The organism is Helicobacter valdiviensis (assembly GCF_003245365.1).
GTDB classification, from domain to species: domain Bacteria; phylum Campylobacterota; class Campylobacteria; order Campylobacterales; family Helicobacteraceae; genus Helicobacter_D; species Helicobacter_D valdiviensis.
In genome coordinates this window covers 16,678-39,794 of the sequence record NZ_NBIU01000020.1, presented here as the reverse complement: position 1 = coordinate 39,794, position 23,117 = coordinate 16,678, and the positions used below count along the sequence as shown (strand labels likewise).

At 32.4% G+C, this 23,117-nt stretch carries 22 protein-coding genes; 4 read left to right on the top strand and 18 right to left on the bottom strand.

Translation table 11 applies throughout. The features are described 5' to 3' along the window. The first annotated feature begins 394 nt into the window (after positions 1-394). Positions 395-2,197 (top strand): translation elongation factor 4, encoded by a 1,803-nt coding sequence (gene lepA / locus B6S12_RS07180; protein WP_111230115.1) that lies wholly within the window; start codon positions 395-397, stop codon positions 2,195-2,197. 3 nt (positions 2,198-2,200) lie between these two features. Here lepA and B6S12_RS07175 read toward each other — a convergent pair whose 3' ends face one another. From B6S12_RS07175 to B6S12_RS07150, 6 genes are read right to left on the bottom strand one after another with little or no spacing between them, the layout of a single operon-like run. Next, the gene (locus tag B6S12_RS07175; protein WP_111230114.1) at positions 2,201-3,925 is read right to left on the bottom strand and encodes an AAA family ATPase; all 1,725 of its coding nucleotides are present in this window, start codon (positions 3,923-3,925) and stop codon (positions 2,201-2,203) included. After that, positions 3,925-4,788: a cation diffusion facilitator family transporter gene (locus tag B6S12_RS07170; RefSeq protein ID WP_111230113.1), complete on the bottom strand. Its 864-nt coding sequence runs from the start codon at positions 4,786-4,788 to the stop codon at positions 3,925-3,927. The genes B6S12_RS07175 and B6S12_RS07170 overlap by 1 nt, the downstream gene beginning before the upstream one ends. Before the next feature lies 1 nt (position 4,789). Then, positions 4,790-5,251 carry a hypothetical protein gene (locus B6S12_RS07165; protein ID WP_245892589.1) on the bottom strand — a complete coding sequence of 154 codons (462 nt, stop codon included), beginning with the start codon at positions 5,249-5,251 and terminating at the stop codon, positions 4,790-4,792. Position 5,252: 1 nt separating this feature from the next. Continuing rightward, positions 5,253-6,152, bottom strand: coding sequence for a UDP-3-O-acyl-N-acetylglucosamine deacetylase (gene lpxC, locus B6S12_RS07160; protein ID WP_111230112.1), 900 nt, complete (start codon positions 6,150-6,152; stop codon positions 5,253-5,255). Position 6,153: 1 nt separating this feature from the next. Next, on the bottom strand, positions 6,154-6,750 hold the full coding sequence (locus tag B6S12_RS07155; RefSeq protein WP_111230111.1) for a septum site-determining protein MinC: 597 nt from the start codon (positions 6,748-6,750) through the stop codon (positions 6,154-6,156). Positions 6,751-6,759: 9 nt separating this feature from the next. After that, the gene (locus B6S12_RS07150) at positions 6,760-8,166 is read right to left on the bottom strand and encodes a M23 family metallopeptidase (protein WP_111230110.1); all 1,407 of its coding nucleotides are present in this window, start codon (positions 8,164-8,166) and stop codon (positions 6,760-6,762) included. Positions 8,167-8,303: 137 nt separating this feature from the next. Between B6S12_RS07150 and B6S12_RS07145 the strand changes: the two genes are divergently transcribed. Beyond that, positions 8,304-9,137 carry a ferritin-like domain-containing protein gene (locus B6S12_RS07145; RefSeq protein ID WP_111230109.1) on the top strand — a complete coding sequence of 278 codons (834 nt, stop codon included), beginning with the start codon at positions 8,304-8,306 and terminating at the stop codon, positions 9,135-9,137. Between the two features lie 110 nt (positions 9,138-9,247). On the opposite strand, the gene B6S12_RS07140 is transcribed toward B6S12_RS07145, so the two are convergent. Both B6S12_RS07140 and B6S12_RS07130 read right to left on the bottom strand, forming a co-directional pair. Further along, complete coding sequence (locus tag B6S12_RS07140) at positions 9,248-9,454, bottom strand: hypothetical protein (RefSeq protein ID WP_146239351.1); 207 nt, start codon at positions 9,452-9,454, stop codon at positions 9,248-9,250. Positions 9,455-10,489: 1,035 nt separating this feature from the next. Then, positions 10,490-11,317 carry an SIR2 family NAD-dependent protein deacylase gene (locus tag B6S12_RS07130; RefSeq protein ID WP_245892587.1) on the bottom strand — a complete coding sequence of 276 codons (828 nt, stop codon included), beginning with the start codon at positions 11,315-11,317 and terminating at the stop codon, positions 10,490-10,492. Positions 11,318-11,444: 127 nt separating this feature from the next. On the opposite strand from B6S12_RS07130, the gene rpsU reads away from it, so the two are divergent. Continuing rightward, positions 11,445-11,657 carry a 30S ribosomal protein S21 gene (gene rpsU, locus B6S12_RS07125; protein ID WP_005020782.1) on the top strand — a complete coding sequence of 71 codons (213 nt, stop codon included), beginning with the start codon at positions 11,445-11,447 and terminating at the stop codon, positions 11,655-11,657. A gap of 28 nt (positions 11,658-11,685) precedes the next feature. Here the strand turns inward: rpsU and B6S12_RS07120 are convergent, their stop codons facing one another. The 10 genes from B6S12_RS07120 to mltG form a co-directional block, all read right to left on the bottom strand. Continuing rightward, positions 11,686-12,246 (bottom strand): hypothetical protein, encoded by a 561-nt coding sequence (locus tag B6S12_RS07120; RefSeq protein WP_111230107.1) that lies wholly within the window; start codon positions 12,244-12,246, stop codon positions 11,686-11,688. Continuing rightward, positions 12,236-12,601, bottom strand: a complete 366-nt coding sequence (locus tag B6S12_RS07115) for an AtpZ/AtpI family protein (protein ID WP_342767091.1) — start codon at positions 12,599-12,601, stop codon at positions 12,236-12,238. Before B6S12_RS07115 ends, B6S12_RS07120 begins: the two co-directional genes overlap by 11 nt. Next, entirely contained in the window at positions 12,591-13,898 is a 1,308-nt protein-coding gene (gene hemL, locus B6S12_RS07110; RefSeq protein WP_111230106.1) for a glutamate-1-semialdehyde 2,1-aminomutase, read from the bottom strand. Before hemL ends, B6S12_RS07115 begins: the two co-directional genes overlap by 11 nt. Before the next feature lie 49 nt (positions 13,899-13,947). Continuing rightward, on the bottom strand, positions 13,948-15,372 hold the full coding sequence (locus tag B6S12_RS07105; RefSeq protein WP_111230105.1) for an NAD-dependent succinate-semialdehyde dehydrogenase: 1,425 nt from the start codon (positions 15,370-15,372) through the stop codon (positions 13,948-13,950). Between the two features lie 240 nt (positions 15,373-15,612). Continuing rightward, the gene (locus tag B6S12_RS07100) at positions 15,613-16,176 is read right to left on the bottom strand and encodes a 2-oxoglutarate:acceptor oxidoreductase subunit OorC (RefSeq protein ID WP_111230104.1); all 564 of its coding nucleotides are present in this window, start codon (positions 16,174-16,176) and stop codon (positions 15,613-15,615) included. Further along, positions 16,173-17,006 carry a 2-oxoglutarate ferredoxin oxidoreductase subunit beta gene (locus B6S12_RS07095; RefSeq protein ID WP_111230103.1) on the bottom strand — a complete coding sequence of 278 codons (834 nt, stop codon included), beginning with the start codon at positions 17,004-17,006 and terminating at the stop codon, positions 16,173-16,175. The genes B6S12_RS07100 and B6S12_RS07095 overlap by 4 nt, the downstream gene beginning before the upstream one ends. Before the next feature lies 1 nt (position 17,007). After that, the gene (locus B6S12_RS07090) at positions 17,008-18,135 is read right to left on the bottom strand and encodes a 2-oxoglutarate synthase subunit alpha (protein ID WP_111230102.1); all 1,128 of its coding nucleotides are present in this window, start codon (positions 18,133-18,135) and stop codon (positions 17,008-17,010) included. Positions 18,136-18,145: 10 nt separating this feature from the next. Next, positions 18,146-18,457 carry a 4Fe-4S binding protein gene (locus B6S12_RS07085; RefSeq protein WP_111230101.1) on the bottom strand — a complete coding sequence of 104 codons (312 nt, stop codon included), beginning with the start codon at positions 18,455-18,457 and terminating at the stop codon, positions 18,146-18,148. A 109-nt stretch (positions 18,458-18,566) separates the two neighbouring features. Further along, positions 18,567-19,511 (bottom strand): malate dehydrogenase, encoded by a 945-nt coding sequence (locus B6S12_RS07080; RefSeq protein WP_111230100.1) that lies wholly within the window; start codon positions 19,509-19,511, stop codon positions 18,567-18,569. Positions 19,512-19,648: 137 nt separating this feature from the next. Further along, on the bottom strand, positions 19,649-20,578 hold the full coding sequence (gene mltG, locus B6S12_RS07075; RefSeq protein ID WP_425454660.1) for an endolytic transglycosylase MltG: 930 nt from the start codon (positions 20,576-20,578) through the stop codon (positions 19,649-19,651). Here mltG and B6S12_RS07070 point away from each other — a divergent pair. Continuing rightward, positions 20,535-23,117, top strand: a complete 2,583-nt coding sequence (locus tag B6S12_RS07070) for a YhdP family protein (protein ID WP_111230098.1) — start codon at positions 20,535-20,537, stop codon at positions 23,115-23,117. The genes mltG and B6S12_RS07070 overlap by 44 nt on opposite strands.

The following is a 23,117-nucleotide window of genomic DNA, read 5'->3' as shown; positions in this document are numbered from 1 at the left end:
ACAATGTTAGATTACCACGCAAGACTGTGTTTTGCTCGTAATAACTTGGTGAGGGTGGTATTTACAATGATGAAAAAAGACTACCACGCAGTAGCAAAGCAAAATATCATTACAAGAAGTAAAATAGCAAAATAATTCATAGCTATTACATTCAACAAACTCTAATCTTTCTTTTCTTGTCTGCTTGCATAAAATTATATTGATTAAATTTTCTCTTTTAGCCCCACACATCTTTCTTGATTATTACTACAATTTGATATTAAAAAATCAATTATATTAAACACTCTTAAACCTTAAAGACAAACTACAAAACATAAAGCCTTTTAGGCTTTAAAGCATTTTTATATGAAGTTTTGATAAAATTCCGCACTAATTTAAAATTTTAAGGCAGTGCATGAAAAATCCTTTATCAAATATCCGAAATTTCTCAATTATAGCCCATATAGATCATGGAAAATCTACCCTTGCTGATTGTTTGATTAGAATGTGTGGTGCAATTTCTGATAGAGAAATGAGTAATCAAGTAATGGATACAATGGATATTGAAAAAGAAAGAGGCATCACAATAAAAGCACAAAGTGTGCGACTAAACTATGAATATGAGGGTGAAAAATATATACTAAACCTTATTGATACGCCAGGGCATGTGGATTTTAGCTATGAAGTATCCCGCTCTCTTGCTTCATGTGAGGGTGCTTTGCTTGTAGTAGATGCTTCTCAAGGAGTAGAAGCTCAAACCATCGCAAATGTATATATTGCACTAGAAAACAACTTAGAAATTATCCCTGTGTTAAATAAAATAGATCTTCCAGCGGCTGCACCAGAACGCGTAAAAAGCGAAATAGAACAAACCATAGGGCTAGATTGCACCAATGCACTAGAAGTGAGTGCAAAAGCAAACTTAGGCATTAAAGAACTACTAGACACCATAGTAAAGCTTGTTCCCCCACCAAATGGGGAGATACAAGCACCCACCAAGGCTTTAATTTATGATTCTTGGTTTGATAACTATCTTGGTGCTTTAGCCTTAGTTAGAGTGATTGATGGCAACATTAAAGTAGGACAAAACATCTATATAATGGGAAGCAAAAAAAACCATGAAGTGCTAGGACTGCTCTACCCTCATCCACTTAAGCAAGAAAAAACACAAGAAATAAAAACTGGCGAAATAGGAATTGTGATTTTAGGGCTTAAAAATGTAACCGATATTGCCGTTGGCGATACCATTACAGACTTTAAAAACAAAACAAAAGAGCCTATCTCTGGTTTTGAACCTGCTAAACCCTTTGTATTTGCTGGGATTTACCCTATTGATACAGACAAATTTGAAGATTTGCGAGATGCGTTAGACAAGCTAAAACTAAACGACTCTAGCCTAACTTATGAGCCTGAAACTTCTGTCGCTCTAGGATTTGGGTTTAGAATAGGATTTTTAGGGCTTTTGCATATGGAGGTTATCAAAGAGAGGCTAGAGAGAGAATTTGGGCTTGATTTAATTGCTACTGCACCAACGGTAGTCTATGAAGTCACACAAACAGATGGAAGCGTGGTATTTATCCAAAATCCAAGCGAGCTCCCACCTGAACAAAAAATAGCCACCATAAAAGAACCTTATGTGAAAGCTACAATCATTGTTCCTAGCGAGTTTTTAGGAAATATCATCACTCTTGTTAGCAAGCGAAGAGGTATCCAGCAAAAAATGGAATACTTGCAAGAAACTAGAGTGCTTTTGGAATACTTAATACCAACTAATGAAATCGTGATGGATTTCTATGATAAGCTAAAATCATGCACAAAGGGCTATGCAAGCTTTGATTATGAACCTTATGAATATAAAGAGGGAGAACTTGTAAAGCTAGATATAAGAGTAGCAGGAGATATTGTAGATGCACTAAGCATTATAGTGCCTAAAAGCAAAGCTTATGAAAAAGGTAAAGAGCTTGTAGAGTCTATGAAAGAAATAATACCTAGACAACTTTTTGAAGTAGCAATTCAAGCAAGTGTTGGAAATAAAATCATAGCAAGAGAAACCGTAAAATCTATGGGCAAAAATGTAACTGCTAAATGCTATGGTGGTGATATTACAAGAAAAAGAAAGCTATTAGAAAAACAAAAAGAAGGTAAAAAGAGAATGAAAGCAATCGGAAAGGTGGCATTGCCACAAGAAGCCTTTTTAGCAGTTTTAAAGATTGATTAATCTTTATAAAAAGCCCATTTCTCTTTGGCTATCAAAATTGCTATTAAGCTCCCTTTGTATTTCTACTAGAAAATGTTGTGTAGTAAATTGCGGATTTTCTAGACTTGCTACACAATATGCTGTATTTTTAACTATTAAAGAAATTTGACCTCCACTCAATGGAAATTCTGCTAAATGCTTGATAGAAAAATCCTTAGCATAGGGTGCGTTTTTAGGCAATAATCTCTCCCATAGTAATAATCTCTCTTCTAAATTAGGTTTTTTAAATTCAATTTTATAATTAAATCTTCTTGAAAAAGCCGTATCTATAGTTTCTAAAAGATTTGTAGTGGCAATCAAAATCCCATCAAAATGTTCTATTTTATCCAAAAAAATATTTTGCATTTGATTGTGCATTTTCTCTGCACCCCCGCCAACACTACTTGTTCTTGTGCTTAAAAACTGATCAGCTTCATCTAAAAGCAATATAGGAGAAAGCTTTGTCTGCTGGCAAATCTCTTTATAGGTATCAAAAATCTTTCTTACATTTTTTTCACTCTCTCCTACATACATAGAAAGTATTTTAGAGCAATCAAAGCTCAAAACTGCTCTTTTAAGAGATTTAGCCAAAGCTAATGCTGTGAGAGTTTTACCTGTTCCTGCTGCTCCATAAAGTATGATTTTAGCATCAATGCTTCTACCCTTTTCTTTAATCCCCCATTCTTTTAAATGGTGCAAAACCTTACTATCTACCTGTTTTAAAAGTGTTTCTAGGGTTTTTCTAGTTTCTTGATTTAAGACTACTTCACTTAGAGGAATTTTAGGCTTTAGATATTCAAAAATATCTTGCTCTTTTAGCAAATCTTCCAAACTTATTTTTTTCTTTTTTTCTTCATTGTGGGTAATTTTCTTTAAAATCGCATCTGGGATAAAATAAGTGCGATTAATCCCACCAAATCCACTCAAAATTTCATCATAATCTACCAAACCATTTTGCACCAATTTACTCTTTTCATCCAAAAGAATGCGATTTTTAATTCTATCATAATCGTTATTGCTAATAAGGTTGATTAAAGAATTTAGCTCTCTGCCATTTTCATTTTCTCTTCCTAAATATTCTTCTTTTAAAATTGCAAAAAATAAAATTTTTTCTTCTTTGCTTAAATGATATTCTTTTAGGATTTCTTCAAGAGGCAAAACAATCTTGCTAACCTTTAAGCGCTCTTGTATTCTTTCTTGTAAAAGATTTAATTTTTGTAGATTTTTATTTAAAAGGGGTGAGGGCTTTTCATCTTTTTTAAAAGGAACAATATTCCACAACATTTGTATTACTAAGAATTGATCTTTTAAATATTCTAAATGATTACTATAAGGGGTAAGTTCTGGAAGTTCTGGATTAACACCACCCTCTTCTAGCAACTTCAAAAAATTATTACTTAAAGAAATTCCCATATTTACAATTTCAAGCAAAAGAACTTCTGAACTACCATTTTTTAAAAAACTATTTTGGACAATCCAACCTAGCGAAAGAAGATTTTTAAAATATGCTAAATATTGCAATACCTCTTCATCTTTAACCGCAAACACTGCTTGAATTGCATCTAAACAAACAACTTCATCATTTCCTTTCAAAAACTCCCTACATAAAAAACGGAGAATTTCGCATTCTTCTTTGTTGCATTTTAAATAAGGATATAGTATTGTTTTTTGCACATTTTCTTTTTGTAAAAAATCTAGCAAATATTTCATTATTCTTCCTCGCCAAAAGGATCTAAATGCGTAATCACTTCCCACTTACCCTCTAAATCCATAATTCTTTTTTCTATAGTATCTGCAATTTTATGTGCCTTGCTTAAGCTCATCGTTCCATCTAACTCCAAATGGACTTCCACTAAATAAATTTCGCCACTTTGCCTTGTTTTTAAATCATGATAAGCAATCACACCCTTTTCTTGCTCTAAAATCTGTATTACTTTCTTTACCAATTCTTCACTAAGTGCCTTATCCAATAAGACTAAAACCCCTTCTTTTAGCAAAGAAAACGCAGAATAGATAATATAAATCCCAATACAAATTCCTAAAATTCCATCTATAAATGCAAATCCACTTAAATACACAACCCCCAAAGAAACCAACACAATTCCATTACTAAAAAGATCGGTTTTATAATGCAATGCATCTGCTTTTACAATGAGATTATTACTTTTTTTAGCAATCCGCTCTAAATAAAGCACTAAGCATAGAGTAACCACCACAGAAAAAATCATCACATAAATAGAATATTCTAAATACTCAACATCCTCTTGCCTTATAAGCTTCATAATAGACTGATACAATATAAAAATTCCAGAAACAATAATAATGCTTCCCTCAATCACACTTGCTAAAGACTCTATTTTTCCTCTTCCGTAGTTAAAATTACTATCTGCTGGCTTTTCGGATTTACTAAGTGCAAAAAAGTTAAACAAAGAGGTTAGTAAATCCAACAAAGAATCAATAGCAGAAGCAAGCACAGCCACAGAAGAACTAAGAATACCAATGACAAATTTAACGCAAATCAACAAGCTTGCCACCAAGCTTGCAACAATAACAGCTTTTTTTTGTGGTGTCATTTTACACTGCCGGCAAGAGATAAAGCGGCTCTATCTCTTTAGTAAAAAGTTTTTTATCTAATATTAATGGCAAAACATATTCACAATTTTTAGGGGTATTTTCTAAAACTTTTAAAATAATTTCTCCTTTTTCTCTCACAAAATAACTTTTACCATAGGCTTTAATGGGCGTTTCTTGATTAAATTCAAAAGAAGTGCAAGCTTGCACTTGAATCCCTTTAGTAATTTCTAAAGTCTTAACAAATAAATAAACAAGTTTTAAAGCCATAAAGCTTCCTGGACCTTTCAAAAAATAAATCTCTGAAATCTTAGAGTATTTTTGACACACTTTATTATATAAACTTAGCAAATTCTCGCTTAATTGTCCTTGCACACTAAATTCATCTACTTTTCTACCTTCTTGATAAACCCCTATTTGTAAAGGCTCACCCAAAGGAAAAATTAAAATCTCATAAGAGTCCAAATTAATTTCCTTGTATCGCATAAGCTTGCTCTAGCTCTTTAGCTTCACTTTCTTCTTTAAGCTCAACAATCTCATAAGAATGTTCTTCTGCTAAAAGCTTTTTAGTAAGCAAGTGGTTTAATTTATGACTACCTGCATAAGATACATAAGTCCCAAGCAAAGGTATTCCAAGAAGCGACATATCTCCAATAGCATCTAAAATTTTATGACGGACAAACTCTTCTTTATAGCGTAAGCCCTCTTTATTTAAAATATTAGTATCATCAAGCACGATAGCATTTTCCAAAGATCCTCCAAGTGCTAATCCTATGGATCTTAAATACTGCACTTCACTTAAAAAACCAAAAGTTCTAGCACGCGCAATTTCTTCTTTATAATTTTTAGTAGAAAAAGTAAATTTATAACTCTGTGTAAGAATGGCTGGATGAGGAAAATGGATAGAAAAGTCAAAAATACAATGATTGCTAGGCTCTAATCTTACAAATTTATCCCCCTCTTTTACTTCAATAGCATTTTTGATTTTTAGAATTCTTTTGGCTTTTTCTTGCTTGTGTATCCCTGCTTCTTCAAGCAACATACAATAGCCAATACTGCTCCCATCCATAATAGGCACTTCTTCATTATCCAAAACAATTCTAATATTATCAATTCCATAAGCATGGATTGCAGAGAGCAAATGCTCTATAGTAGAAACCTTAAAACCTTCTTTAGCAATTACTGTTGCCATGGTTGTATCCACTACATTTTCAGGACTTAAGGGAATATCTACTCCCACATCAGAACGAAAAAAATGGATACCACTACCCTCTGGCAATGGTTCTAATCTCATCTTTACAGGAACTCCTTTATGCAACCCAATCCCTACCAACTCTACTGCTTTTTTAATGGTTTGCTCTTTCATTTTATAGCTCCTCTATAATAATTTTTTCATCTTTTTTATAAATTTTTTTAGCTTTTTTATCTAATAGCTTTTCTCTCTCTATAATTTCTCCTCCAAAAATTACATTTCCTCCCTCAAACGCATTAAGAATGAGATATTCTCCATTGCATAAAATATCCCCCATACTTGCCCCAAAAATTTGCAAATTCCCTTCGCTTTGTAAAAATGCACCGCTATTAACTTGCCCAAATACACTAAGATCGCCCAAACTTATAATTTCCTCGCCACTTCTTATTGTTCTTGAAATTATTTTAGTTTTATAGGTTTCTTGTTTTGTTTCTTGTGCTTTGCTTGTGTTATCTATTCTAATTTCTTCTATAGCATTAGTATTTGTTTTAGAATTTGAAATTTTAAGAGGATTATTTGGGTTTTCTTCAACAAAATTTAGTTCTTTTTGGCAAAGAAGTTGTTTAATTTCCTCATTTAACAACCCTGCACTAAAAATCAATAAAAAAGAGCGTAAAAGGATATGATTTTGTTCTATATATTTTATAATCTCCTCTTGATTTCCTTGTGAAATCACAAATGCTCTTAAATTCTTCTGTCTAGCTTCTAACATTTCTTCTCTTTAAAGCGATGAAATTCTATCAATAATTTCTTTAGATTCTCTAATAACTTTAGTAATGTTATTTTCAATCCATTTAGAATCCATCCATTCAGCTGTCCATACTTCATAGCCTTGCACTAAAACAGAAAAATGCAAATGATCCCCTAGTGCCAAACCTGTATTTCCAGTATGTCCTATAAGTGCGTTTGCCTCTAGCATATCTCCCACATTTACAGAAGAGCTAGTAAGATGTGCATACAAAGTAGATAATCCAAGCCCATGATACACTACAACAGCATTCCCATCAATCCCTACAAATTCATTTAAAATCACCCTGCCTTCATTGCTTAATTTTACAGGTGCTTGTTTGATACTTGCCAAATCTAATCCCATATGATTAGATTGACTAACAGCTTCTCCATTATAAATAAAAGTCCTATGATCCCCAAAACTCGCCATCATTGCACCATTTTTAAGGGGAGAAAAAGGAGAAATTTTAAAATCTTCTATTTTGTCTTTAGAAAAATTAGAAGAAACTTCCATAATTCTTTGAGTGCTATAATCTCTAATTTCCTCATTAATATACTTAAAAATCTCTAACTTATTTGCAAAACTATCTAGGCTTCTTTGTCCAATCTCTTCTACCAAGCTTGAAATTTTTCCATCAATAAATTTATCTGTTAAAGGAATATTAGAAGTCTTATACTGCTTAGAAACTGCATAAAAATTAATAGGGGTGCTACTTATATTACCCGCTTTATCGTTTGCATAAATAGTGGCTTTAAAATTTGCATTATCCTTAGGCCAAGCTATTAAAGAAATATAATATCCCTCTTTATAAAAAGGCTGTGGAATAAATTCATTTTCTCCATTACTTATTTTTAAATCCATCAAATTAGGTTCATCCACCCTAAACACAACTAAAGCACTTCCACCTTGAGTAATGCGATAAGAGTTTGATAACACAGAAACTTGAGGTCTTTTTGTGTCAATTTTAATAGCAAATTGTTGTGTTTGTGTATTCCCTTTAAAAAAATTCCACTTGCTTGTATCTGTAGCACTTACCTCTAGGGTAAGTTCTGTTAAGTTCTTTCTAGAAATATTAGGAGATTGCACGCTAAAACAAAGCATTGTTTCCTTTTGTGGCTGGATATTGCAAGGAATGCTTTGTAAATTTATAGGGATTTTTTCTCCATCATATAGCAAAGAAGCGCTAAAATTAGATAAATTTGAAGAATCGCTTATGGAAAATGAAAGTTTAGAATTTGCACCCAAATTCCACCATGGTTCTGAAAGCAAAGAGATTTTAGGCGGATTTTTTTCAAAAAGGCTAGAAGTAAGCACAAAAACTCCACCACCTACAATAATAATAACCAATATAAGTCCAAGGAGCTTACTAAAAGCTCCTTTGCTAGAAGTTTTTTTCATCAGCATTCCTAAAAATTTTATTCTATTTTGCAATTATAGCGAGAATTCTTTTAGTTTTTACACTTTTAAGGCTAAAATTCTTATTTTCATAAGCCTTTTTTGAGTAAAATACCAAAAAATACTAAAAAGGATTTCAAATAGAGTTTTTTAGCTTAGTTTATCAAGCCTTAAATGCTAAGAGTGCTCTTGAAAAATGCACTTTAACAAGAGAAATTTTCATCCATTTTAATAAGTTCTCTTTTAATCATAGCACAGCTATATTAACCTTAAAACAACCAACTTTTGCAAATTTTTGCCAAATTGCCCCACGCCATAAAATTCCACAAGGAAAATATTTAAAAACTGATTTAAATGTTGCACACCTTTTGCACTCTGTTGCACATATTGAATTTTGTGCGATTGATTTAGCATTAGATTGCGCCTATCGTTTTAGAAATATGCCTAAAACTTACTATTTTGATTGGATTGAAGTTGCCAAAGAAGAAGTGGAACATTTTAACCGCCTAAATGAGCTTTTAAATCAAGTAGGTTTTAAATATGGCGATTTTTTAGTGCATGATTTATTATTTTCTTCTATGCAAAAAGCTGATTTATTGCTAGATAGAATCGCTTTAGTGCCTAGAGGAATGGAAGCAGTAGGCTTAGATGTAAATCCTTTTTTATGCACCAAAGTTTCACAAAGCTCCCATAAAATCAAAACCCCACTTTTAGAAGTGCTACAAATTATTTATAATGAAGAAATTTCCCATGTAAGCAAAGGAGATAAATGGTTCCATTATATCTGTGAGGAGCAAAAAATTCCACTACAAAAACGCGCAACCACCTACATTGAAATTTTAAAAAAACATTGCTTCTCTTTCCCTAAAGCAAATTCCTCTATGAATGTAGAGGCTAGACTAAAAGCAGGTTTTAGTAAAGAAGAGCTAGAACTTTTAAGCGATGTGGCTTTTGCTTCTAACAATCCAAAATGATTTAGAACTATCTCCCTTAAGAGCTAAAATAGCCACAATAAGTAAAATTTGATAAGATATTAAAGAGCTATATGCCATTTCTTTATATTGTATTAACAAACCCGCATATATTAGAGCATAAAAAACAACAAAAGTCCTATTTCTAAAATAAGGTTAGAATACCTATAAAATAAGTCAAAAAAGTGTAAAAAATATCTATCTTCTATATATTCTTGTAAGCTCATAAAAAATGCTTTAACCAGCTTACAACCAAAAACCATAGCAACCATAATCGCAAAACCAAAGAAAATGGAAAAGGTTTTTTTAAGTAAACCCATATCCAAAAACCAAAAAATACATAGCAATATTGACAGTAAAAAAATTATTACACCCAACCAAACAACCTTAAAAAAATAACTAAAAATATTTTTAGACACATATCAATCATATTTTTATTTTACACATATAATAGACTTTATCAAGGATTAGGTATGGATTTATCACAAAAAACAAGATAGCACGAAAAAATTTAGATTTAACACAAGAACAATTATCAAAACTTAGTGGAATTTCAATACAAAACATAAAAAACTTACTTCAGGCTTAACAAGCTAATAAGGATTATTTTAACTCCAACATCTCCTAGTAAGCTTAACAAAATGTCTCTTAGTAGTAAAAATCTGTCTCCCAGTCCCACAAACCTTTAAAAAAAGAGCAAGATAATTTTTATCTTATCCCAAAACTTGATATTTCCAGATTTAGCAGGTAGTAGAAATGAGCTGGAAGGCTTAGAATGCCACAAAAGCAGACAGATGTTAGCTATTGATAAAGTTTTTTAAAACTATTCCTATGGGAAATATTAAAGCTATAAGAGTGGATGGCTACTCTATGGTGCCAATGCTTTTGTCTGATAGCTGGGTGATTTTTGAAGAAGGGAGCTAGTTTAAGGGCGATGGTTTATATATTATAAACTACGCAAATTAGCTAATAGTAAAGCTTTTAGAGCTAAACCCTTTTGATAATATTCTAGAAATCACAAGCGTAAATAAAGACTACAAAAGCTATCAGCTCCATATCAGCAAAACACAAGAAGTGATGTTGATAAAGGGTAGAGTATTGCGGGCAATTATCTAATTAAACTTTTTTTAAATAGCGTTTAATAGGTATTTATTAGCTATTTGTAAAGTAAGTATCTAGCAAATATCAAGCAAAATTGCTCACTTTGATTTTTTATATTACTTTATAACATACTTCTTATACAAAAACATCTTTTTGCTATATCTTTAAAAGTAGAAATTTGTAAAAAATCATAAAGTATTAGCACCCAAACACATCAACAATATCTTAACACATAATAAAAATTTATATTTTTCTTAAAATATATCTACAAGCTTTTTTAAAGCTTCAAGTCCTCCATAGGAGAGTGAGATACTCTTTTCCTCTTTAAAATCCTTAGGAAAATCTGCTTCTGTAGGATTAATTCTAATTAAAGTGCTTTTGGGTATTCTTTTGCATAGATTTTGCCCCAAGATTCGCATACTAGGCACAGCCTTGCCTGCACCTATTTCTATTATCACTACTTTTTTAAAAGTTTGTTTCTTTTTCCATTTATTAAACTTAGCTTCTTGCATATTGATTCTTTTATCTTTAAAATGATAATCTTCAAACATTACAATATTAGGCCGTGCAAGACTCCCACACTTAGGACATATCGGCAAATTCAATGCTCTAAAATCTTCTGAAATTTTAATCTTAAAATCTAAATCCCATACAAAATTTTTACATCTATAAGAACTGCATTGCAAATAATAAATACTCCCATGATACTCATAGATTTTATCTGCATCAAATCCTGCTTTAAAAAAATGCCCATCCACATTTGAAGTAATCACAAAATAATCTTCTTTTTGCTTGGCTAATTTTAAGAGTAATTCATACCCAAAATGACTTGGAGTTTTTTTATAAAGCTCAAACCTGTGCGCATAAAATGCCCATGAAAGTTCGGGATTTTCACAAAAACTTTTAGGATTTGCTAAATCTTGAAATTTAATTCCAAGCTCTCCTAAAGGGGGATAAGCCCTCCAAAAACCCTCTTTGCTCCTAAAATCTGGCAATCCCCCATCCACTCCCATTCCAGCCCCTGCAGTGATCATTAAAACTTCTGCTTCTTTAATACATTCTTTTGCTCTTTGTATTTCCACAAACTACCTCATAAACTTATTCCCTATTTTAAATTATACCACAAAGCTTTCTAAGGTAATTTTTTATATTTATTTGCTATAATCTAGTGCTTTAAAAGCAAAAATTTTATAAAAAGGTGGTGATTAGATGCCCGGTATCAAAGTAAGGGAAAACGAATCTTTTGATGATGCTTACAGAAAGTTTAAAAAACAAGCCGATAGAAACTTGGTAGTAACTGAAAGCAGAGCTAGAAGATTTTTTGAACCAATGACTGAAAAGCGTAAAAAGCAAAAAATTAGCGCACGCAAAAAAATGCTTAAACGCCTTTATATGCTAAGACGCTACGAATCAAGGCTCTAATACTTTAAATAAAATAGAGATTTTTTCTCTATTTTATCTTCCATAAAACCACATTTAAAATAACAACTCCATTTGCAAAAACAAGTCCGCTAAAAAATCCCCATAAATGCAAAGCTTCATTTTTAAGTAATATTAAAAAGCCAACCACTAAAAAAGCATAAGCAAGCAATCTTAAGGGCATAAAAAACATCTTTACCCCAAGCTTACTAGAAGTTTTATCAAAATTCTGCCAAAATCTTCTTTTTTTGGGAATTTTTATTTTATCTTTTTCTTTATTTTTGGAGATTTCTTCTATCTTTTCCTCTAAGCTCTCTTTATTATCTTCCTCATCTTCTTGCCATAGCTCTTCTTCAAGTTTTTGAGCTTTGCTTTCATACATTTTAGAAATAGCTTCAAGCTCTTTAGAATCTGCATTAGCTATTAGTGCGTTTATCTTTCTTTTTTGCGCGTAAAATACCGCTAAAATCACTAGCACAAAGGATAAAAATGCAAAAGCAAAATTTAAAACAAAAATTTTTCCCAAAAAAAGCCAACTAGCTAGAAAAACCCCTAAAAATACAACAAAATTTATAAAGATTTTATTCTTCATCATCCTCCCAATTTTGCTTGCTTTGATAAGCATATTTTGGATTTTTACTGAGTGTATCTAACTCTCTTTTTTGGCGTTTATAGGCTTTATATATATTTAAAATTGCTGCACAAATTCCCCAAAATACCCCAAGCCAAAACAACCAAACATACCCAAATAGACTTTCTAATCCATAACCAATCCCAACTCCAATAAGCACAGCAAGCACCATAGAGACTCCCAAAGTTGCATTAGAGTAAGCCAAAAGTGCATCTTTATATTTTAATTCCTCTTTTGCCTCTTTTTGCATAAATACTTGATTGTGGTTTTCCATAATTTCTTCTTTTGCTTTATTTTGCACTTTTTCATTCTCCATAAGTGCTAATCTCCCTTAAAACTTCACAAGCACGCTCTAACACACTATCAATCATTGCCTCATCCATACAATCACAAATAAATCCTGTTTCAAACTGCGAACATGCAAAATACACACCTTTATTAAGCATTCCTTGATGAAATCTTGCAAACATTTTAGTATCACTTTTTAGAGCATCTTCAAAGTTTTTTACTTCATTTTCATTAAAGAAAAATCCAAACATACTACCTCTAACACAAGTTTGGAGGGGTATTTTAAATTCTTCACATATTTTTTTTAACCCTTCTGTAAGTTTTAATGCTAATCTCTCCAATTTTTCATACAGTTTAGGATTTTGCTTGATTTTATACAAAGAAGCAAGGCCAGCACTCATTGCCACTGGATTTCCACTAAGCGTTCCTGCTTGATAAACTGCTCCATTAGGGGATAGCAAATTCATAATTTCTTCGCTTCCTCCAAATGCACCCACAGGCATTCCTCCGCCTATTACCTTACCAAAGGTTACTAGATCTCCTTTAATACCATAAATCCCATAGCTACCACTGCTACTTGCCCTAAAACCACTCATCACTTCATCTAAAATAAGCACAATATTATGCTTTGTGCAAAGCTCTCTAAGTTCTGCTAAAAATTCTTTCTTAGCTGGCACTAACCCCATATTTCCTGCGATAGGCTCAATAATAATCGCTCCAACTCCTGTGCTTTTTTGTATGCAATCTTTTACGCTTTGTATATCATTATATCTAGCCACAAGCGTATGCTTACTAAAATCTTTAGGAACTCCAGGCGAGCTAGGATTCCCAAAAGTTGCTAATCCACTTCCTGCTTGCACTAAAAGGCTATCACTATGTCCATGGTAGCAACCCTCAAACTTAATAATATCTTCACGCCCAGTATATGCTCTAGCAAGCCTAATTGCACTCATAGTAGCTTCTGTCCCACTAGATACAAAACGAATCTTATCAATCCCCTCATACATGCTAATTACCGCCTTAGCTAAAGCTGTTTCTAAAGTTGTAGGCGCTCCAAAAGAAAGTCCTTTTTGTAAGGTTTGTATCACACTCTCTTCAATTTCTTTATCACAATGCCCAAAAATCAAAGGCCCCCAGCTTTGCACAAAATCAATATAGCGATTCCCATCTTCATCCACCAAATATGCACCTCTCCCCTCTCTAATAAAAGGAGGTGTTCCTCCAACACTCTTAAAGGCACGCACAGGAGAATTTACACCCCCGACAATCACTTGTTTAGCTTCATTAAAATCATTAATACTATTTAGATTATTTAGCTGTTCCATATTTTTCCTTAAAGTTATGCAAATTTGGGCGATTATACTATATTTTTCTTTAGAGGCTCATACAAAGATATTTTATCTCCAAATACTCTTCAATTCCATATTTAGAACCCTCTCTGCCCAAACCACTTTGCTTTACTCCACCAAAGGGGGCAACCTCATTAGAAATTATTCCTGTATTAATCCCTACCATTCCATATTCTAAGGCTCTAGCCACACGCCATTGGCGTTTATAATCTTGTGTGAAAAAATAACTCGCCAATCCAAATTCTGTGTTATTTGCCTCTTTAATCACCTCTTCTTCACTTTCAAATTTAAAAATAGGTGCTAAAGGCCCAAAGGTTTCTTCTTTTGCTACTAGCATTTTTTCATTCACATCTGCTATCAATGTAGGTTCATAAAAATTTCCCCCTAAAGCATGTCTTTTGCCCCCTGTTAAAATCTTCGCTCCTTTAGAGAGTGCATCTTGAATATGGGCTTCCACCTTTTTAACAGCTATTTCATTAATAAGCGGTCCTTGATGCACCCCCTCTTCCATTCCATTACCTACTTTTAAATTTGCAATTCTTAATGCTAGTTTCTCACATAATCTTTCATAAATCCCACTTTGTGCATAAATTCTATTAGCACACACACAAGTTTGCCCACTATTTCTAAATTTAGAAGCCATAATCCCATCAAGTGCCACTTCAATATCTGCATCATCAAATACAATTAAAGGTGCATTGCCTCCAAGCTCTAAACTTAGCTTCTTAATAGTTTCTGCACTCTTTGCATAAAGCATTTTGCCAACTTCAGTAGAGCCTGTAAAACTTAACTTTTTAATAATGGGAGATTTTGCAAATACATCACTAATTTCTTTAGAATCACCATTTACTACTACAAATAAATCTTTAGGTATTCCAGCCCTTTGTGCTAGAAGCTCTAGCGCATAAGCACTCAAAGGAGTTTGTGAAGCAGGTTTTAAAACCATTGCGCATCCACTAGCTAAAGCGGGTGCCATTTTGCGCGTAATCATAGAAGAAGGAAAATTCCAAGGCGTAATTGCAGCACATACTCCAATAGGCTCTTTTAGCACAAAAAGATTTTCGTTTTCTTTCTTAGATAAAAGCACATCTCCACAAACCCCTCTTATCACTTGCGAAAACCACTTTACAAAAGAAGCTGCATACAAAATTTCACCTCTTGATTCTGCTAAGACTTTCCCCTGCTCTAGCGTCATTAAATATGCCAACTCTTCTTTATGCTCTAAAATAAGTTCATAAAACTTATAAAGAATGTCACTTCTTTCTTCTGCTAGAACTTTAGTCCATTTTATTTGTGCCAAACTAGCTTTTTTACAAATCTCTTCTAATTCTTGCTTGCTTGTTTTTTTAATATAAGCTATTTTCTCTAAAGTTGCAGGATTATTTAAAACATAATGATTTTCTTTAAACTCCTTAGTAATATGTGGATGTGAAAAAATATCTAAACTCATTTTTGCCCCTCTTTTTGTTTTATACTAACACAATTTTATTTACTTTTATTTTAAGTTTTTTAATTTCGCAAATATCACTAGAAAGCTTTTATATAATGGGTAAATTAATTTAAGAAGAATTTTTTAGCATTAAAATAAGCTTATAAGAAACCTATAAACTATTTTTCATAAGAATTGTTAAAAAGCTTTTATTAAAATGGAGTTGAAATAAAGATTAAAGAGGATAAAATCCTCTTTAAATTAGACTGCACCTTTGCTCTGTGCTTCTTTAGCGTATTTTTCGCCAAGTTCATAAGCTTTTTTATTAAGCTCTACAACCTTTGCAGGAACTTTGCTAATCATTGTTTCATATACTAAATTTCTATCTACACACTCTGTTAAAGCAACTGTAATTGCCAAAGCAACAACAGATTGTGTTACAACATTTCCAACTTCTTCTTTTGCAATTGTAATAATTGGAATAGGATAAATTTTAAATTTCTTTTTATCCTCTTCACTTGGAGTTACCAAGTTGGGTTCAATCACAATCGTCGCACCTTCTTTTAGCCCACCTTTAAACTGATCATAGCTTACTTGTGCAGTTGAGAGCATAAACTCTACTTCACCCTCATTTGCATAAGGATAAAGTATTTCTTCTTTATCAAGTAAAATATCTACCTTTGTAGGTCCTCCACGCACTTGTGAAGTATAAGTAGCAGCTTTTACTCCATAGCCTCCATCTCTAATTTGTGCTTCTGCTAGAATCTCTCCTGCTAGTAAAACACCTTGCCCACCTACACCTGTAAAACGGAGCTGTCTTCTCATTTTGCACCTCCTTTTTTAGCTTGTGCTTTTTCTTGAACTTGTTTATAAGCTTTACAATATTCAATTTTATCATTATCTTGATGTAAGATACCTGTTGGATATTTACCTGCTTTTTCCTCATTACTTAATTCATCATATTTTTTCTTAGAAATAATCATACTATCAATCCAAGAAAGCGTATCTACTGCCTCTCCCATTTTATTTTTTCTACCTAAATTTACATGGCAGTTACTAAAAATATCAAAGAAGCTAAAACCTTCATGAGAAAAGCCCTCTACTAGAACTTTTTCAAGCTTTTTAGGATCTAAAACAGATTCTCTAGCTACAAAACTAGCTCCTGCAGCTTCTGCTAATTTTGCTGCATCAAAGGTTGGATCTATATTACCATATTGAGCTGTTACAGTCCACATCCCTTTAGGAGTTGTTGGAGAAGTTTGAGAGTTTGTAAGCCCATAGATAAAGTTATTAATAAGCACATAATTAATATCAATATTTCTTCTACAAGCATGGATTGTATGGTTTCCACCGATTGCTAATCCATCTCCATCACCACCTACTACAATCACTTTTTTAGTTGGATTTGCTAGTTTGATTCCAGTTGCATAAGCTAGGGTTCTACCATGTGTTGTATGCACAGTGTTGCAATTCACATAAGAAGATACACGCCCAGAACAGCCAATACCACTCACTAAGCACACATCATCCATATTCCAACCAAGTTTATCAATCGCCCTAACAATTGCTTTTAAGATTACACCATCTCCACAGCCCCAACACCAAAGTGTTGGCATTTTATCCACTCTTAAATATTCATCATAATTAAATGCCATCTTATAACTCCTTAATCTTATTTGCAATTTCCATAGGTGAAAGTGGGCGTCCATTAGCTTTTGCTAAAAGTGCAACTTCTTTTTTCATAGAATGCTCCACTTCTTTAACATACTGTCCTTTATTCAATTCAGCTACTAAAATTTTATTAAATTTAGCACCCAATTTTGCCAATTCTTCTTTAGGAGAAGGCCAAAGAGTAATAGGTCTAAACAATCCCACTTTAATTCCCTCTTCTCTTAATCTATCCACAGCTTCTTTAGCACTTCTTGAAGTAGAACCATAAGCAATTAATAAAATCTCCGCATCATCAAGCTTGTATTCCTCATAAGTTACAATATCATTTTTCTTGCTTAGAATTTTATTAAACAATCTATCAATTAACTTTTGAGAAAGCACTGCATCTTCTGTTGGGAAACCTGTTGGCCCATGATGAAGCCCTGTAACATGGTAGCGATACCCTTGAAAGAATGGATTTAGCACAGCAGGCTCATCTTCTTTCACATCATAAGGTTTATAAGAACTCTTATCACCTGTAAATACCTTACGATTTACAATGTTTTTTTGTATCTCTTCTAAATCTGGAACCACTGCCCTTCCATGCATATGCCCTAGTGTCTCATCAAGCAATAAAAATACTGGCGTCATATATTTTTCTGCTAAATTAAATGCACGCACGGTTTCTGTATAAGCTTCCTCTAAACTTCCAGGACATAAAGCGATAGATTGATAATCCCCATGTGTTGGATGTGCTGCTTGTGCCACATCTCCTTGTGCCACTCTTGTTGGAAGTCCAGTTGAAGGCCCACCACGCATAACATTCACAATCACTAAAGGAACTTCTGCCATAAAACCTAAACCAATTTGCTCTGCTTTTAATGAAATTCCAGGTCCTGAAGTTGCTGTCATGGATTTAGCACCGCTCATAGAAGCACCTAAAGCCACAGAAATCCCAGCAATTTCATCTTCCATTTGAATAAAACTACCATTTTCACGCGGTAAAAGAACACTCATTTCATGTGCTACCTCACTAGATGGAGTAATAGGATAGCCTCCAAAAAATTTACAACCCGCATCAATTGCTGCATGTGCTACTAATTCATTTCCACTTGATATAAATTCTCTACTCACTTTTTACTCCTTATAGTGCCATATAGCCATTTGCTTTGATAGCTTCTGCTCTTTGCTTTGCTTCTTCTGTGATTTTAGCAAACTTAAATTCTTTTCTATCGGCTACTGCAATAGCAAAATCAGGGCAATGCAATTCACAATCTTGACAACCAATACAGCTTTCTGGATTGATTACCTTTACCATTTTGCCTAATACTCTATGCTCATCAAAACACATTGCTAGTGTCCCACTAGGGCATACAGAAACACATAAATCACACGCTTTACAGCGATCTTCATTAACCCAAACCGGTGTATTCTCAGGTGCTTTTAGCAATCCCATTCTTTACTCCTTAATTTTTTTAATTTTCATAAAATCAACACAACAACCCATTTACAAGTGAGTGTATCTATTAAATTTTTTACTCTTCAAAGCCCTCCTTGCAAATAGGTTATTTAAAATAATTTGTTTTAAGCTCATTAATAAGAGCTTCTACAGATTGAATAGAGCGATCAAAATGAGCTTTTTCTTCTTGATTAAGTTGTAACTCTACAATGCGTTCTACTCCATTAATACCTAATTCTACAGGCACACCGCCCACAACATCTTTATATCCATACTCACCATTTAGATAAACAGCACTGGGCAGGATTTTTCTACTATCACTCATAATGGCTATTACCATTTCAGCTGTGGCTCTAGCAGGTGCAAAGTATGCAGATCCCTTTTTCAAGCAAGAAACAATTTCAGCTCCCGCATTCTTTGTGCGTTCTATCACTTCTTGAATTTCTTCTTGACTTAAAAGCTCATTCAAAGGCACACCATTTACACTGCTAAATCTAGCTAAAGGCACCATATCATCACCATGTCCGCCCATCACAGGTGCAACAATCTGTCCAGGAGCACATTTTAATTTCTCATAAATAAAACTAGCCATTCTAGCACTATCTAACACGCCTGCCATACCCAAGATTTGCTTATGTTTAAAACCTGTTTCTCTTAAAGCTGTATAAACCATCGCATCTAAAGGGTTTGTAACTAAAAGCAAAATTGCCTCTGGTGAGTTCTCTTTGATGTCTTTACAAATTTCACTAATTACTTTAGCATTTGCAAAAAGCAAATCATTTCTACTCATACCTGGCAATCTTGGAGAACCTGCTGCAATTACAATCAAATCACAGCCTTTTAAATCTTTAGGATCTGCTATTACTCCAAGTTTTGTAAATTTTGGCCCCACACAAGAAGCTTGAAACATATCAAGCAACATTCCTCTTGCTCTATCCTTATCTTTATCTTGCAAAACAATCTCATAAGGAGTATTTGCTGAAAGTATATAAGCTAGAGTTGAGCCCACATGTCCTGCTCCTATGATACCAACCTTTTTGACGCGTTCCATATTAACACCTTAAATTTTATACATTTTCAATAGCAAAAGTATAAAAACAAATTAACTTTCATTACAAAAGACAAAATTTGTTTAACTTTCTACAAGTATTTTTAACCAACTTCTCTTAAAGCTATCTTAGAAGTTTCCTAATTATTAAAATTATTTATATGCTCTTTGTAAGTTTTTGAAAAAGAATGCACACCATTTTTATTTCTTACAAAGTAGAGATAATCAACATTTGCGGGAAATATCGCTGCTTTAATTGCATCAAAACTCACACTTCCTACAGGATACTTAGGAATACCACTGTATTTATAGGTATTATAGGTAGTTGTATCATTTTGTATCATTTTAGGTGTAATTTTTGTATGAGAATACTTACCATAGTTTAAAGAACCATCCATTTGCAAAGGCATTTTGAGCTTTAAGCGATTATGAATCACAGCTGAAACAAGTGGCATTTCTTCTATATTTGCAGATTCTTTTTGAATAATAGATGCAATTGTTACATATCTAAACCATTGTTTCTCATCATATTCTCCAAGCAACTTTACTGACCATTTTTGATGCATCTTCATAGAAGAATTTACCAAAAAATACATCAAATGTTCTTCTTTTATACCTTTTGGAACTTTATAGGTATTTGCTAAAATCACACCATCAAGATAGTTTGGTGCATACTTAAAATAAGACTCCATAAGTTTAGCCTCATCTAAACCCAAACCTTCTGACAAAATTTTTACAAAAAAATACAGTGTTTCACCAGGTATTAACTGCACATCTATTAAGGCGGCTTTAGCACTTGTTAGCTTATACAAAAAATCGCCTTTACTAAGTGTGGTTTTTTTAATTTCCAACCACCCACTTTGAGGTTTTCCAAAAAGATGTATTAAAATTGCATCAAACTTGCCTACATCAAATTGATTTTTATTAAGATGTGTTATAATTGTATTCACACCACCTTGTGGAATAAAAACAACTAAGCTAGATTGCATAGGTTTAGCAAGATAAAAACAAAGCGTTATAACAATAATGAAGAAAAAATCTTTTAAAATTCTCAATTTTAGTATTTTCATCGGCGTCTTTTTTACTTTATTCATCGGATTTTATGCCTTTCTTACACAGGGTATTTCTTTGGATAAATTCCACATTTATGGCGTAGAAGTTAATGGATTCTATCTAAGTTTAGATAAAAAACTTATTTTAAAAATAGATACTTTAGATTTTAAAGATTTAAAAACCCAAGATGAAAGCCAAAAATTAGATATTCAAACCCAAATCCACTATGCAAAAACCATCCACACACTTTTACAATATTTTCAAAATATCCAACTAAAACAAATCAAGCTAAAAGGCTATGAAGCTAATCTACTTTATGATGGAGAGAATTTTACTATCAATTTTCCCAATATTTATGCAAAATTAAATTTAAGTGAAAAAGATTCTACAATTCTTTTAAATCTTCAAGATCTTTATTTACATAGACTTGGAATTTATATGCAAGGCAAAGGAAGCTACACTCTAAAAAGTCAAAAATTAAATTTTGATGGCTCTCTTAGCTTTTTAGATTTACAAAACCATAATCTTTTAACCACTCTCAACTTTAATTCCTGTGGAGATTTTGAAGAATTGCAAATTTCTGGCTCTAGTCTTCCTTTTAAAGATATTAAATTTTTAGAAAAAATTCTTCCCCCTTTTAACAATCAAATCCTAAAAGAATGGATTTTTGATAATTACACTATGGAAAATGCATATTTAGAATCCTTTTCTTTTTCACTTCCCTTAGAAAGCGAAAAAATTCTTCCCGCACTCCAAAAAACACTAAAAGCTACAGCCATCTTAAGAGAAGCTAAAGTGTATTTCCAAAAAGACATTTCTCCTCTTATTAGCAAAGAAATCCTCCTTGAATTTAAAAACAATACTTTAGAATTTCACCCAAAATCTCCCACTTATGAAAATATCCCTTTGCAAAATTCTAAAGTAGCCATTAAAAACATTCTAAGCGATCATGCTTTTTTAGAGATTAACCTCCATGCTAATACCCCTTTAAGCTCTCCTATTCATAAAATTCTAGAATCCTACCATATTTCTTTACCTCTTAAGCAATTAAAATCTAACACCAATGCCACATTATATTTAGGATTAGACTTGCATTCCTTAAATTTAACATACAAAGGGATTTTTAGCGCTAAAAATGCTAGCTTTGATTACAAAGGGATTGTTTTTGATGGAAGTGAGTTTTTAATCAAGCTAGAAAATCCCCTCATTGATGTAAAAATCCAAAATTTAACCTACCAAAATTTTATAAAAGCAAATCCTCATTTTATCATCAACACCAAAACCCATAAACTAAGTGGGGATTTAGAAATAGTAAATCTTGAACTTCAAAACAATCTCTTAAGTATCCAAAACCACTTGCTTCCTTTTATGATAGATTTCAACAATCCTAATTTTACCTACTTAAATCTACCTACTTTTAATATTGAAGCCAATCTTAGCCATACAGATACAAGCACTTTTTATTTTAAAGACTTAAAACCCTTAATTGCTTATTCATCTTTATTACAAGATTATAATATTGAAGAGGGAAATATTGAAATTAGCACTAAAGACTTTTCTAACTTTTTAATGCAACTAAACTTAATTTCTAGCCTGCCCTTTATCTATAAAAAAGACAATCCTAGCAATGAGCTTTCTTTAACACTTGAATACTCCAAAGATATTTTAAACTTAAAAACTAATGATAATTTAATACAATATTCTAGTTCTAAGAATCAAAAAAATATTTTTTTACAAGATTATGTTCTAGATTTAGATAAGCTTTCTTTTTCTAATAACGCAGATAATCTACCCACACACCTAAAAGCACAAAATAGCATTTTTATTTTTAAAGAACTTCCTATTTTGGCTGATAATTTAGAAGCAACCCTTAATAAAGATATTTTAGATATTAAACTTTCCCATAAAAATGGCAAAGCCACCATTAAAAAGAGTGGAGAAAAACTACAAATTAATGCTAATAATTTTGGAGATGAATTTGTAAATTCCCTAGCTAAAAAACAGGCTTTTTCTAATGGTATTTTTTCTCTAAATGCTACAAGCAATCCAGAGGGTATTTTAATAGGAGAATTAAATTTCTATAACACCTCCATCAAACAATTAAAAGTCTTACAAAATCTTTTAGCTTTTCTTGATACCATTCCTTCTTTGTTAAGTTTAAAATCGCCCGGTTTTAATAATGAGGGTTATTTGGTTAAAGAAGGTAAAATGAATTTTGGATTAAATGAAGATTATCTAGCCATCAATAATCTTGACATTAAAGGAAGCTCTATGGATTTACAAGGCAATGGAGTATTGGATTTAAAAAATAAAATCATTGATTTAAACACAAAGCTCATTACTATAAAATCATTAAGCAATATTATCAATAAAATTCCCGTAGTAAATTACATTTTTTTAGGCAAAGATGGAACAATTTCCACAGGTGTGAAAATTAGTGGCAATCTAGACAATCCAAAAATAACAACACAAACTGCACAAGACATTCTACTTTCTCCTTTTAATGTCTTAAAACGCGTAGTTACCTCGCCTATTCAAATTTTCAAAAAGGACTAA